This is a genomic window from Micromonospora sp. NPDC049139 (genome assembly GCF_055586845.1).
In genome coordinates this window covers 1-12,318 of record NZ_JBVJHK010000029.1, presented here as the reverse complement: position 1 = coordinate 12,318, position 12,318 = coordinate 1, and the positions used below count along the sequence as shown (strand labels likewise).

The 12,318-nt window shown below is 73.6% G+C and carries 9 protein-coding genes; 4 read left to right on the top strand and 5 right to left on the bottom strand.

Features of this window, described 5'->3' with window-relative positions; translation table 11 throughout:
• Positions 1 to 164 precede the first annotated feature (164 nt).
• The gene (locus tag ACZ6Q9_RS31235) at positions 165 to 485 is read right to left on the bottom strand and encodes a MazG-like family protein (protein WP_396831018.1); all 321 of its coding nucleotides are present in this window, start codon (positions 483 to 485) and stop codon (positions 165 to 167) included.
• A 115-nt stretch (positions 486 to 600) separates the two neighbouring features.
• On the opposite strand from ACZ6Q9_RS31235, the gene gdhA reads away from it, so the two are divergent.
• Positions 601 to 1,938 carry an NADP-specific glutamate dehydrogenase gene (gene gdhA / locus ACZ6Q9_RS31230; RefSeq protein WP_396831016.1) on the top strand — a complete coding sequence of 446 codons (1,338 nt, stop codon included), beginning with the start codon at positions 601 to 603 and terminating at the stop codon, positions 1,936 to 1,938.
• 78 nt (positions 1,939 to 2,016) lie between these two features.
• Here the strand turns inward: gdhA and ACZ6Q9_RS31225 are convergent, their stop codons facing one another.
• From ACZ6Q9_RS31225 to ACZ6Q9_RS31215, 3 genes are read right to left on the bottom strand one after another with little or no spacing between them, the layout of a single operon-like run.
• The gene (locus tag ACZ6Q9_RS31225) at positions 2,017 to 2,496 is read right to left on the bottom strand and encodes a roadblock/LC7 domain-containing protein (protein WP_393267987.1); all 480 of its coding nucleotides are present in this window, start codon (positions 2,494 to 2,496) and stop codon (positions 2,017 to 2,019) included.
• Entirely contained in the window at positions 2,493 to 5,087 is a 2,595-nt protein-coding gene (locus tag ACZ6Q9_RS31220) for a helix-turn-helix transcriptional regulator (RefSeq protein WP_393460473.1), read from the bottom strand. Before ACZ6Q9_RS31220 ends, ACZ6Q9_RS31225 begins: the two co-directional genes overlap by 4 nt.
• A gap of 5 nt (positions 5,088 to 5,092) precedes the next feature.
• A complete protein-coding gene (locus ACZ6Q9_RS31215; protein WP_396831015.1) occupies positions 5,093 to 6,367 on the bottom strand; it encodes an Hsp70 family protein in 1,275 nt (424 codons plus the stop codon).
• A 295-nt stretch (positions 6,368 to 6,662) separates the two neighbouring features.
• Here ACZ6Q9_RS31215 and ACZ6Q9_RS31210 point away from each other — a divergent pair, with 295 nt between their 5' ends.
• From ACZ6Q9_RS31210 to ACZ6Q9_RS31200, 3 genes are all read left to right on the top strand, one after another.
• Positions 6,663 to 7,547, top strand: coding sequence for an IniB N-terminal domain-containing protein (locus ACZ6Q9_RS31210; RefSeq protein ID WP_396831013.1), 885 nt, complete (start codon positions 6,663 to 6,665; stop codon positions 7,545 to 7,547).
• 103 nt (positions 7,548 to 7,650) lie between these two features.
• Positions 7,651 to 9,492: a dynamin family protein gene (locus ACZ6Q9_RS31205; protein WP_396831010.1), complete on the top strand. Its 1,842-nt coding sequence runs from the start codon at positions 7,651 to 7,653 to the stop codon at positions 9,490 to 9,492.
• Positions 9,489 to 10,958, top strand: a complete 1,470-nt coding sequence (locus tag ACZ6Q9_RS31200; protein WP_393460485.1) for a dynamin family protein — start codon at positions 9,489 to 9,491, stop codon at positions 10,956 to 10,958. The genes ACZ6Q9_RS31205 and ACZ6Q9_RS31200 overlap by 4 nt, the downstream gene beginning before the upstream one ends.
• 73 nt (positions 10,959 to 11,031) lie before the next feature.
• On the opposite strand, the gene ACZ6Q9_RS31195 is transcribed toward ACZ6Q9_RS31200, so the two are convergent.
• A complete protein-coding gene (locus ACZ6Q9_RS31195; RefSeq protein ID WP_393460488.1) occupies positions 11,032 to 11,619 on the bottom strand; it encodes a hypothetical protein in 588 nt (195 codons plus the stop codon).
• Positions 11,620 to 12,318: the final 699 nt, after the last annotated feature.

Here is a 12,318-nt window from a genome sequence, read left to right as displayed (position 1 = left end):
CCGCGGCCGGCCCGCCCCCCCCCCCCGCCGGCGCGGCCCCCCCCCCCCCCCCCCCCCGGCCCCACCCCCCCCCCCCCCCCGCCGGGCACGGCGGGCCACACCCCCACCACGACGCAGAGCGACGCACGGCAAGCACACGCACAGAAGAGGCCAGGACCCGAACCTCAACCAGGAGGAGGCTCGACCCGATCCCGGACCTTGGCCGCACACGAGCCGAGCACCTTTGCCGCGTCCAGTCCGAGGCTCTCGATGGCGACCAGCGCGGTGAACGCCACGTCCGCCAGTTCCGCCGCCACGTCGTCCCGCGTGTGGGTGACACCCTTGCGCGGATTCTGGCCGAGCAGACCGATCCAGGCACCCGCCGCCTCCCCCGCCTCCTCGGTGAGCTTGAGGATCCGGCAGGTCATTTCGGCCTGTCCCGTGCCGTTTGCGGCGTCCAGCCAGCCGCGCGAGGCCCGGACCGCGGCCCAGATCGAGTCGTCCACGGCGAATAGTGAACCGGACGAAGGTCACGGTCCGTATCCCGGGACGGTTGGCGGGTACGCGGACGCCGGATGGTAGCAACGTGGCTACCAGCAAGTAGTGAAGGGACGTGTCGGTATGCCAGAGTCCGTGGAGACGGTGTTCGCCAGTGTGGTCGCCCGCAATCCGGGAGAGCCGGAGTTCCACCAGGCGGTGCGCGAGGTGCTGGAGAGCATCGGTCCGGCCGTGGCCCGGCACCCCGAGTACACCGAGGCGAGGATCATCGAGCGGATCTGCGAGCCGGAGCGGCAGGTCATCTTCCGGGTGCCGTGGGAGGACGACCACGGCCGGGTCCGGGTGAACCGGGGATTCCGGGTGGAGTTCAACAGCGCGCTCGGCCCGTTCAAGGGCGGGCTGCGTTTCCACCCGTCGGTGTACCTCGGGATCGTGAAGTTCCTCGGCTTCGAGCAGATCTTCAAGAACGCGCTGACCGGGCTGCCGATCGGCGGCGGCAAGGGCGGCGCGGACTTCGACCCGAAGGGGCGCTCGGACCGCGAGGTGATGCGGTTCTGCCAGAGTTTCATGACCGAGCTGTACCGGCACATCGGCGCGGAGACCGACGTGCCGGCCGGAGACATCGGTGTGGGCGGCCGGGAGATCGGTTACCTGTTCGGCCAGTACAAGCGGATCACCAACCGGTACGAGTCGGGCGTGCTCACCGGCAAGGGCCTGGCGTACGGGGGCGCGCAGGTGCGCCGGGAGGCGACCGGCTACGGGGCGGTGTTCTTCGCCGAGGAAATGCTGCGGCAGGCCGGGGACGGTCTGGAGGGCAAGCGGGTGGTGGTGTCCGGCTCCGGCAACGTGGCGATCTACGCGATCGAGAAGGTGCACCAGCTCGGCGGGAAGGTCGTCGCCTGCTCGGACTCGTCCGGCTATGTGCTCGACGAGAAGGGCATCGACCTGGAACTGCTGCGGGAGTTGAAGGAACAGCGCCGGGCCCGGCTGGACGACTACGCGCGGCACGTGCCGCACGCGGTGGCGGTCTCCGGTCGTACCGTCTGGGAGGTGCCCTGCCAGTTGGCGCTGCCGTGCGCGACGCAGAACGAGATCGGCGGCGCGGAGGCCGCGGCGCTCGTGGCCGGCGGCTGCGTCGCGGTGGTGGAAGGCGCGAACATGCCCACCACGCCGGAGGCGGTGCGGATCCTGGGCCGGGCCGGGGTGCGGTTCGCGCCGGGCAAGGCGGCCAACGCCGGCGGGGTGGCGGTCAGCGCGCTGGAGATGCAGCAGAACGCCAGCCGGGACTCGTGGACCTTCGCGGAGTCGGAGCATCGGCTACGGGGGATCATGCGGGACATCCACGACCGCTGCTGGGCCACCGCCGACGAGTACGGCCTGCCCGGCGACTACGTGGCCGGGGCGAACATCGACGGGTTCCGCCGGGTGGCGGAGGCGATGCTGGCGCACGGCCTGATCTGACTTCTGAGGCTGGCCTGGTCCGGCGTCAGCGGGCTCGACGCCGGCTGGTCCCGCTGGTCGATCTGCTCGTGCGGGCGGTCAGCGGTGGGCCACCGACGGACCCGGCCAGGTGGAAGCCGGGCCGGAGTCCGCGCCGGTGCCCCCGCCCCGCACCGTCGAGGCCGCTTCGAGGTGCACCGGCAGGTGCCGTTCGGCCTGCTCGACGAAGAGCGCCACCTCGTACGCCATGTCGCCGACCTCCGCGTCACCGCCGATCAGGACGGTGAGGATCGCCCCGTTCCGGGTGGTGGCGGTGAACAGGAACGCCCGGGACATCTGCACGACGACCTGACGCAGCGCCCCACCGACGCACACCCGGGCCGCGGCCAGGCCGAAGGCCTCCAGTCCCCCGACCACACTGGACAGTCGCCCGGCGAGCTCGTCGTCGACTCCGCGGGAGACGCCGAGCGGCAGCCCGTCCGGGGACAGCACCACCGCGAAATCGGCCCCCGGCACCCGGTCGACCAGGTCGTTCAGCGCGCCACTCAGGCTGCCGACGCTGACCACGGAAGGCGTCATCTGTCGTCTCCTTGCTCTCGTGACCGGGACCTCGACGGCGTCCGTTCCGGCCAGGGCTGCCGAGCCGCGCCGTCCGACCGGTCGGCGAGGATCGTCCGCAGCAGGGACAGCAGCTCGGCCCGGTTGGCGCAGTTGAGCCGGGACCGCATCCGCGCCACGTGGTGCTCCACGGTCTTCGCGGAGATGAACAGCCGGTCACCGATCTCGCGGTAGGTCGATCCGGCGAGCACCAGCTCGGCCACCTCCCACTCCCGGTCGCTGAGGCGGTGCCGTGCGGGACTCGCGGCGGCGTCGGCTAGACCGCCCGGAGGGCGCTGCCCGCCCTTGGCCCCGGCCGGGCGTCCCTGCAGCATCCGGGCGCAGTCCAGCAGGGTGGTCATCGCCCGCCGGTCCGAGGTGCGGATGGCGGCCTGGCCGGCGAGCCGAGCGCCGTCCCAGCACAGCCCGGCGTCGTGCAGCCCCCGGGCGGCGGCCTCCACCCGGACCGGGTCGACCGTCCCGCGCAACACCTCCACCCAGCAGGCAGCGGCTGCGGCGACCACCGTGGCGTACCGGTTGTGGTCCGCCGCGCCGAGCAGGGCGGCCACGTGGTCGTCGGCCGTCGTCGGGCGCTCGGCGAGGATCGCCGCGTGCAGGCCACTCCAGTGCAGGGGCACGGTCCACAGCGGCGGGTCGCCGAGCCGGGCCAGCAACTGCCGCGCCTGGCGCAGGTACGGCTCCAGCCGGCTCAGGTGGCCCAGGCGGGCCCCGGCGATGGCCAACTCGCCGAGCGGCAGCAGCGTGAACAGGTCGACCGGGTGGCGGACCAGCGCCTCCAGGGCGGCATCCCAGCCACGCTGGAGCGCGCCGAGGTCACTGTTGCGCCGGGCGATCCCCATCTCCATCGCCCTGGCGAGGAGCAGGTCGCGCGATTCCAGCGGCCGGCCGCCGGCGGTCACCGTGGCGAGGTGGTCGGCCGCGAGGCCGGTCCGTCCTCGGACCATCGCGATCCAGGCCTGCAGCAACCGGTGCCGCCGGGCCAACAGCGGACCGCCGATGCCGCTGGTCACTGCCCGGTCGAGCACGCCCTCGGCGATGTCCAGTTCGCCGCAGTGCATCGCCGTCAACGCCGCGAGCGCGGCCGGGCTGTCTGGCAGGAGCACCGCCCGGCCTGCCGGCTCCAGCAGCGCCGCTGCCTGCACGAGGGTGGACAGCGCGGTGGTGGGTGGTCCGGCGACGCTGTCCCGAATTCCGTCGGCCATCAGCCGGGCGGCGCTGTGGTGCAGGGTGGGCGGTCCACCGGCACGGTCGTCCGCCGGCGGGTCCGCTCCGTCGACCTGTTGGCCGACGGCGAGTGCGCCGAGGGCGGCGAACGCCTCCGCGGTGGCGCCGCCCGCCCACCGGTACAGTTCCACGCTGCGAGCGCCCTGGCCACGGTGTGCGAGCGCCGTCGCGGCGACCACCGCCGCCTCCACCTGCTCGGCTGCGGGGGCCGCGGCGAGCAGCCGGTCCGCCAGCCGCAGGGCGAGGTCGAGGTCACCGGCGAGCGCCGCGGCGACCGCCTGCCGGACGGCGGCGGGCCGCCCGGCGGCCGTGGCCGCGGCGAAGAGTTCCGCCGCGACCGCGGGCTCGCCGGCCAGTGCCTCCTCGGCGGCGGCCTCGAGCGTCGGTGCCGGGCACTCGCCGGCCACTCCGGCGGCGAGCAGCGAGCGGACCAGCGGGAGCACCGGCCCGCCCCGGGTCAGCTGCAGTTGGGTGAGCCGGAGCCAGACCGCGGTGCGCTCGGTGACCGGGCTCAGCGCGGTCACCGCCCGCCGCACGATCGGCGCGAGCCGGCCGTCCGCGCCGAGCAGCCCGGCCGCCCGGGTCGCGCCGATCAGCTCGTCCACCTCGACCGGCTCCCGGTCGAGCAGCGCGCCGAGCAGGTCCACCGGCAGCGGTACGCCGGCCGCGACGGCGAGCAGCAGCCGCCGGACGTCGGGAGCCAGGTCCTCCAGATCCGGCCCGAACTCGAGGATGACCTGTCGGGACGGCTCCGCGGGAACGCCCGGTGGCCCCTCCTGACCGCGCAGCCCGCGGACCAGCCGCTCGACGTAGCGGGGCACACCGCCGGTCTGCCCGTGCACGAAGTCGACCAGGTCGGGCTGTCGGCCGAGCTCCGGCGCGCAGGCGAGGTAGGCGGCGGTCTGCTCTCTGGTGAACGGGGTGAGCAGGACCAGGTGCCCGTCCCGTCGCAGCGCGGCGGCCAGCTCGACCAGCGCCGCCGGCCGGGGCCACGGTCGGTAGCCGACGACCAGGCGGTGCCGGCGGGCGGTCACCAGGTGGCGCAGCGTCCGAAGCCGGGCGTCGTCCAGCAGTTGCGCGTCGTCGACCAGGAGCACCGTGTCCGGGTCGACCGTGTCGGTCTGGTCGGGCGCGCTCTCCAGCACGGTGCACCCGGCCCGCCGGTAGACCGCGGCCAGTTCCTGGAGGTAGGCGCTGCGGCCGTGGCCGCCGGGGCCCGTCACGCCGAGCACCAGCGGCGACGCCGGAGCGGCCGCCACCGAGTCGAGCAGGCCCTGCGGCCGTGGGTCCAGCACCAGCCGGTGCCCGGCGACGCCGCTCATGGTCATGCTGGTCATCCTCTGCCGCCCCGCCTGCGGGCCAACGCCAGGCGGGACGCCTTCGGCAGTTCCAGCGGGGCGAACCGGACCGGTGGGCGCGGTGGTGGTTCGCTCCCGACCCCATTGCGATGATCGGGTCGGTGCCGCGGCGCGCCGGCCGGCGCGCCGACGCGGCCGGCGGTGCCGACCGGGGCCGGTCGGTCGTCCCGCCCCTCGCGCCGGGGGCGCGGCGACACCATCTGGCAGGCGGCGAGGGCCGCGCCCGTCGCGGCGGTCAGCTGCGGATCGGGCTCCATCTCGACCGGTATCGGAAGGGCCGCGGCGAGCAGCTCGGCGACCAGCGGGATCCGGGTGGACCCGCCGGCGAGCAGGACGCCGTCGAGCTGCGCCGGTGCCAGCCCACCGGAGTGTACGGTCCGCAGCAGCAGGTCGATCGTCGCCTGCACCGCCGGGCGGATCATGTCTTCGAACTGCACCCGGCTCACCGGCACGCGGGCCGGCCCGCTCGGCAGTGTCAGGAGCACGTCGGTCTGCGTGCCGACGGTCAGCTCACGCTTGGCCCGCTCGCACCCGGGCAGCAGCCCGCGCAGCGTGTCGTGCGCCTGCCGGGGTGCGGTGCCGCCGAGGTCACGGGCGAGTGCGGTCCGCACGTGCTCGGCGAGCGCCTCGTCGAAGTCGGCACCGCCGATCCACTCGAGCCCCTGCGGGAAGCCGAAGGTCTCGTACGTGCCGCGTGGGGTGCGGCGGACGAGGGCCGCCTCGAAGGTGTTGCCGCCCAGGGCGTAGACGACGGCGGCGCTGCCCGGGAAGCCCCGTGCCGCGTGGCTCTCGGCCACCGTGACAGTACGCGGAAGCAGTGTCACGTGGCCCAGGCCGAACTCCCGCAGGGCGGCGTGCAACAGCTCGCGCCGATGCCGGCCCCAGCCCGCCGGGTGGCTGAGCACGACGGCCTGGGCGGGCTCACCCTCGCGGTCGCGCACGCGTTCGACCACCCACGACGTCAGCACCGCGGTCAGCGTCTGCGGTGGGCACGCCTCGCCGGCGAGCATCAGGGGCACGTCGTCGCCGACCCGCCGCACGAAGCCCCGGGCCGTCCGGGCCCCGTCGTCGGTGCCGGGCTCGCCGACCGTGAGCCTGCCGTCGAGGGCGAGGTGCAGCACCGACGGTGCGATCACCGACCCCGCGTCCAGCGGGACCCCCTCGGGGCGGTTCCAGGTCGCGCCCTGTCGCCGGGCGACGGTGGCTGCGGTGTTGGTGCTTCCGATGTCTATCCCCAGGACGTACGGCATGCGCTTTCTTCCCTCACCGCGAGTCGGCCGGTCGGGGCGACGGCGTCCACACCGCGCGGCGACCACCCCCGGCAAACCCCGCGGGCTCCTACGTTCGTACCAGAGATCACTCCGGCATCAGGACCCTAAATCAGGCCGGGTCGGGACCCCCATTCCCCCTAACGTACGAGGGTGCGCGTGCCCTAATCCGGCGGGGCGGGTCGGGGGCTCGTCCCCGATGACGGCGCCGGTCACCGGCAATAGCGTCACTGTCGACGATCAACGGTCGCCGACGCACATCGAGGAGATCCCGCACATGACCCTGCACGACTTCGTGCTCAATCTGCTCACCGACGCCGACGCCAAGGCGGCGTTCGACCTCGACCCGGAGGGCGCGCTGCAGGCCGCGGGCCTCACCGACATCACCCCCGCCGACGTGCAGGACGTCGTCCCGCTGGTGGTCGACTACGCCCCGACCCAGGGGCTCGCCCCGGTGGCTCCGGTGACCGGTCAGCTCGGAGCCGACCCGCTCGTGGCAGACGTCACCGGCGCCGTCAGTCAGCTGCAGACGGCGACGCCGGAGCTCAGCATCGGCGGCCACAGCGGCCTGGACGTCAAGGCCGGTGTGCTCGGCGCCATCACCGTCGACCCGGCGGCCGTCGGCGTCACGGCCACCGTGCTGCCCGGGATCGGCCTGGGTGTCGGGCACAGCGGTCTCGACACCAACCTCGTCGGGGTGCACGACCTGGCGCACACCCTCGACGCCGACGTGGTCGGCGCGGTGGACACCACGGCCGACCCGGTGGTCGGGGATCTGGCCGGCACGGTCGGCAACCCGGGCAGCGTGCTCGACGCCACCGACCACGGCCTGCTCGGCACCCCGGACGGCCTGCTCGGGGGCGCGCTGTCCGGCACCGAGGGCCACGTCGGCGGGATCGTCGGCTCGCTGGGTGGCGACGACCCGCTGGGCGGGCTCGGTCTGGGCGACGGCGGCACCGGCCTGGTCCCGCCGGTCGACGTGCCGTCGACTGTGGGCGGCGTGACGGGCCAGGTGGACGGCGCCCTCGGCGGCGTCACCGGCGCGGTCGGCGGCGTGACCGGTGACGTCACCGGCGGTGTGAGCGGCAAGGCCGAGGTCCACGGCGAGGTCTCCGCCTCCTCCGGCGGCGGGCTGCTGGGTCTCGGCGACGGTCTGCTCTGACCGTTCCGGACGACGGCGAGAAAAGCCGGATCGCGGACGGCGATCCGGCTTTCTCCGCATCCCTCTTGATATTTGAGCCGAAATCCGCACACTTGGTGCGGTGATGGCGGGGATCTGGTTGGACGTGCTCGACGGGATCGCCCGCACGTGCCGCGAACACGGACGGGGCGACCTGCTCCAAGCCGTCCGCGACAAGCGCGTCCAACTGCTCGACCCGACCCTGCGCGTCCTGGTCGTCGGCGAGCCGAACCAGGGCAAGAGCCAGTTGGTCAACGCGATCGTCAACGCTCCGGTCTGCCCGGTCGGGGACGGTCCCACCACTGTGCTGCCGACGGTCGTGCGCCACGGCGAGGTCGCCTCGGCGGCGGTGGTCCACACGCCGCCCGCGGCGGGCCCGGTCGATGCCGCCACCGTCGAGCGAACCGCGGTACCGGTGGACCGGATCGCGCCCGCGGTGGCCGGCACGCTCGGGCGCCGGCCCGGCGGCGGCCCCGCGCACGTCGAGATCGGACTGCCCCGCGCGCTGCTCGGCGCCGGACTGGTGCTGGTGGACACCGCCGGCAGCGACGAGGCGACCGCGATCGGTGGCGGCGCCCCGATCGCCGCCGTGAGTCGTGCGGACGCGGTGCTGCTGGTCTCCGATTCGACCCGGGAACTCTCCGTCGCCGAGATCAACATGCTGCTGCACATCACCCGGTCGCACCCGAACGTAGTGGTGGTGCAGACCAAGACCGACCTGGTGACGGATTGGCGTGCCGTCGCCGAGCGCAACCGGCGACACCTCGCCGAGGCAGGCGTACCGGCGGCGCTGATCCCGGTCTCGTCGGCGTTACGCCTGCGGGCGGCCGTCACCGACGACCGCGAGCTCAACGCCGAGTCGGGCTTCCCGGTGCTGATCGCCCGGCTCCGGCGCGACCTGGCCGGCAAGGCCGATCCGCTGGCGCGCGCCTCGGTGGCGTTGACCGCCAGAACGGTGGTCGAACAGCTCGCCGCGCCGCTCCGCGCCGAACTGGAGAGCCAGGAGGCGCAGCAGCAGTCCGGCCCGATCTCCCAGCTGCACGCGGCCCAGCGGGAGGTCGACGAGTTGCGCCGCTGCTCCACGCGCTGGCAGAACACCCTCAATGACGAGATGGGCGACCTGCTCTCCGACATCGAGTACGACCTGCGCGACCGGACCCGCCAGATCCTGCGAATGGTCGACGAGGCGTTCGACACGGCGGACCCGCTCGTCGCCTGGGACACCTTCCAGGACTGGCTCGAACGCAGCCTGGCCGAGGCGGCGGAGGCGAACCACGAGTGGCTGGTCCAGCGCTGCGACTGGGCCGCGCGCCGGGTGGCCGCCAACTTCGCCCGGTACGGCTACGACGTGCTGCCGCCCTGGTCGGTGAGCGTGCCGGAGGACCTCGGCGACCGGCTGCCGGAGATCGAACGGCCGCACATCGACCGGTTCACCGCGAGCCAGAAGGTGATCACCGGCATGAAGGGCTCGTACGGGGGCCTGCTGATGTTCGGCCTTGCGCTCACGCTGGCCGGCATGCCGATGATCAACCCTGTCTCGATCGGCGCCGGCGCGCTGTTCGGCGGCAAGAGCATCCACGACGAGAGCAGACAGCTGCTCCGCCGCCGCCAGTCGACGGTCAAGACGGCGATCCAGCGCCACGTCGACGACTACTTCGTCCGCATGAACAAGGACTGCCGGGACACCGTCCGGCAGGTGCAGCGGATGCTCCGAGACCACTTCACCGCGCTGACCGAGGAGTTGCAGGAGGCCATCATCCAGTCGTTCCGCACCGCCAAGCAGGCTGCCGACACCGACCTGGCCGTCCGCGAGCAGCGCCAGCGCGAGATCCGACTGAAGATGACCCGGCTGGCCGCGCTCTACGACCAGGCCCAACAGTTGACCGGGGCGCGGACCGCCCCGGCGGGGCTGGGGTCCCCCGCATGACCGTCGGCCTGCGGCTCGACGAGGCGGTGTGGGGGCTACTGCAGCGCGCCCTGCAGCTCTACCGGGACAACCCCCGGGCCACCGCTGGTCTCCGCCACCAACTGGCGCGGTTGGAGCAGCCGCTGCGCATCGCGGTCGCCGGCCCCTGGCGTTCCGGGAAGTCCACCGTGCTGAACGCCATCATGGGCGAGGAGGTCGCGCCCGTCGGCGACGCGGACGGCACCGACGTCTTCACCTGGTACGAGGACGCGCCGCAACCACGCGCCCTCGCCTACTCGACCAGGCACCCGCCGCAGGAGCTGGCGATGGTCAAGTCGGCGACGGGGATGCGGGTGGACCTCGTCGGCTGGCGAGCCGGCGAGCTGCGCGACATCGTGGTGCGGTGGCCCACCCGGGCCCTGCGGCAGGTGACCCTCATCGACACGCCCGCGATCACCGGCGTGGACGAGCACGGCCGGGCGCCGGTGATGGACCGGGTGCTGCGCGACGCCGACGCGGTGTTGTACCTGACCCGGGACGGTCGCGGCACCGACCTGAGGGTCCTGGAGACCAGCCGGGAGAGCACCGTCGGCCAGGCGGCCCCGGTGAACGTCGTCCTGGTGCTGTCCCGGGCCGACGAGACCGGCGGCGGACGAATCGACGCCCTGATCACCGCCCGCCGACTCGCCCGCCGGCAGCACCGCGACCCCCGCGTGAACGCGCTCTGCGTGGACACGGTGGCGTGCAGCGGGCTGATCGGCCTGGCCGGCCGGGTGCTCAGCGAGTCGGACTTCGCGGTGCTCGCGCAGTTGGCCCGCGTGCCCCGCGAGGCCCTGGAGCCCCACCTGCTCTCGGCCGACCGCTTCGCCGGCGGCAAGCTACCCGTACCGCTGGACGCCGAGGTACGCGCCGCGCTGCTCGACCGGCTCGGCCTCTTCGGGGTCCGGCTCGCGACCACCCTGGTCCGTACCGGCTGCGACAACCGGGCCAAGCTGTCCGCCGAGCTCATCCGCCGCAGCGGCCTGACCGACCTGCGCGAGTCGGTGAACCGCCTCCTCATCGACCGGCGGGACGCGCTCAAGGCGCGCTCGGCGATGGTCGCCGTGGAGGCGCTGCTGCGAGCCGAACCCGAACCGGGCACCGATGAGCTGCTCACCATGCTGGAGCAGATCCTCGCCGGCGCGCACGAGTTCCAGGAGCTGCGACTGCTCGCGGCGTTGCGGAACACCCGGCTCGGATTCGACACCGGGTTGGCCGAGGAGGCACGGCGGCTGGTCGGCGGGGACGGCATCGGCCTGGCCGCCCGACTCGGCGTCGAACACGACGCGACCACGCAGCAGCTCTGGGATGTCGCCGCCGACGCGCAGTGGAGCTGGCGGAACCGGGCGGAGGACAGCTCGCTCCGGCTGACCCAGCGGCGGGGCGCACAGGTCGTCGTCCGCAGCTGCGAGGGGATCCTCGCCGAACTGGCCGAGGGCAGCCGCTGACGGTCGGATGCGAGGACGCCGCTGGCCGGTACCCCGCACAGGGGTACCGGCCAGCGGCGTCATGCACCTGTCGTCAGCTGTTCCAGTGTTCGGCGACGAGGTCGGCGGCCTGCTGCTCCCACTGGGCGTAGTGGTCCGGGTACGCCGACACCTGCACGGTCTGCGCGGCCTCGGTCAGGGGCATGTCCTGCCACCCGTCGACCTGCTTCAGGCCCTTCAGGAACGCCGTGGTCGAGTACTCGGGGTCGGTGATCTGCTCCACCGTGCCCCAACCGCTCGACGGGCGCTGCTGGAACAGGCCCTGCGAGTCGTGGTCGTTGCGGTCACCCAGATGACCCAGGTTCTCCAGCTTCGACTCCTGCAACGCCGTCGCGATCGACACCACCGCGGCCCGCTCGTCCATCCCGGCCTTCTTCGTCGCCGCGACGATCGCCTTGGCGTTGGCCACCTGCTCATCCGACAGGTCGATCCGCGACTGGGCGCCCTGCACACCATGCGGGATCAGCTTCGCCCTGTCCACACCCGGCTTGTCAGCCTGCACCGCGACCGGCGCCGCCTCGACCGGGGTGGTGTCGGCGTGGTGCAGCGGACCGGCGGCCAGACCACCGGCAACAGCCAGACCAGCAATACCCAGCACGCTCTTACGCATGATCGTGTTCATCAGATGCTCCATTCGGGGGTTGGCACCACAACCGCTGAGGGGGGCAGCGGGGGCGCAAGCACCGTCCGGCGCTCAAAGAACTCAAGGGGATCCGGCGTCACGCGCCGGAAGGAATCAGACCGGCCATGAAGGCCGGGAGTAGCCCGCGTCGCGGGGGCGAGGGGGTCGCCCTCCACCGGCCGGGACCATGTGTAACGACCGGCGGCCCACCAACATTCCGGGGGCCCGGAGCCTGCACGCCAGCCCGCCCGGGGCGGGGGTGGCCTTGCTCGGCCGTACGCAGGGTGTAACGACCCCGGCCCGGCCACGATTCCGCCCCGGCGATGCCCCCGGTCACACCCCGAACCGGACCCACGGGACGCTGCCACCTCAGCCCTGTCGAGCTGCCCTCACAGATGGGGCACACGTGCCGCCGCAGACGACCGAGCCTGATGTGACGGGTGGTTCCCACAGACGGGGCAGCTCGACAGCGCCACAGCACCCGACCCACCCGGACCTGCCGACTGCGAGTCGACGGGTCGGGTCGCCGCCCTCGCAGCCCACACCACGCCGACGCCTCACCAACGCCTCGCCGACGCCTCGCGACAGCCGTACCGGACAACCGGACATCCAGGCACGGACGGCGCGCGACCACCGACGGGGTGTGGCCCGCCGTGCCCGGCGCAGGGATCAAGCCTGACCGCCCGGAGCCGGGCACGG

What these genes read in the sequence shown, in the direction of transcription:
- gdhA (WP_396831016.1), top strand. Translation starts at nt 601, where the DNA reads ATGCCAGAGTCCGTGGAGACGGTGTTCGCCAGTGTGGTCGCCCGCAAT.
- ACZ6Q9_RS31225 (WP_393267987.1), bottom strand. Translation starts at nt 2,496, where the DNA reads ATGACGCCTTCCGTGGTCAGCGTCGGCAGCCTGAGTGGCGCGCTGAAC.
- ACZ6Q9_RS31220 (WP_393460473.1), bottom strand. Translation starts at nt 5,087, where the DNA reads ATGACCATGAGCGGCGTCGCCGGGCACCGGCTGGTGCTGGACCCACGG.
- ACZ6Q9_RS31215 (WP_396831015.1), bottom strand. Translation starts at nt 6,367, where the DNA reads ATGCCGTACGTCCTGGGGATAGACATCGGAAGCACCAACACCGCAGCC.
- ACZ6Q9_RS31210 (WP_396831013.1), top strand. Translation starts at nt 6,663, where the DNA reads ATGACCCTGCACGACTTCGTGCTCAATCTGCTCACCGACGCCGACGCC.
- ACZ6Q9_RS31205 (WP_396831010.1), top strand. Translation starts at nt 7,651, where the DNA reads ATGGCGGGGATCTGGTTGGACGTGCTCGACGGGATCGCCCGCACGTGC.
- ACZ6Q9_RS31200 (WP_393460485.1), top strand. Translation starts at nt 9,489, where the DNA reads ATGACCGTCGGCCTGCGGCTCGACGAGGCGGTGTGGGGGCTACTGCAG.
- ACZ6Q9_RS31195 (WP_393460488.1), bottom strand. Translation starts at nt 11,619, where the DNA reads ATGAACACGATCATGCGTAAGAGCGTGCTGGGTATTGCTGGTCTGGCT.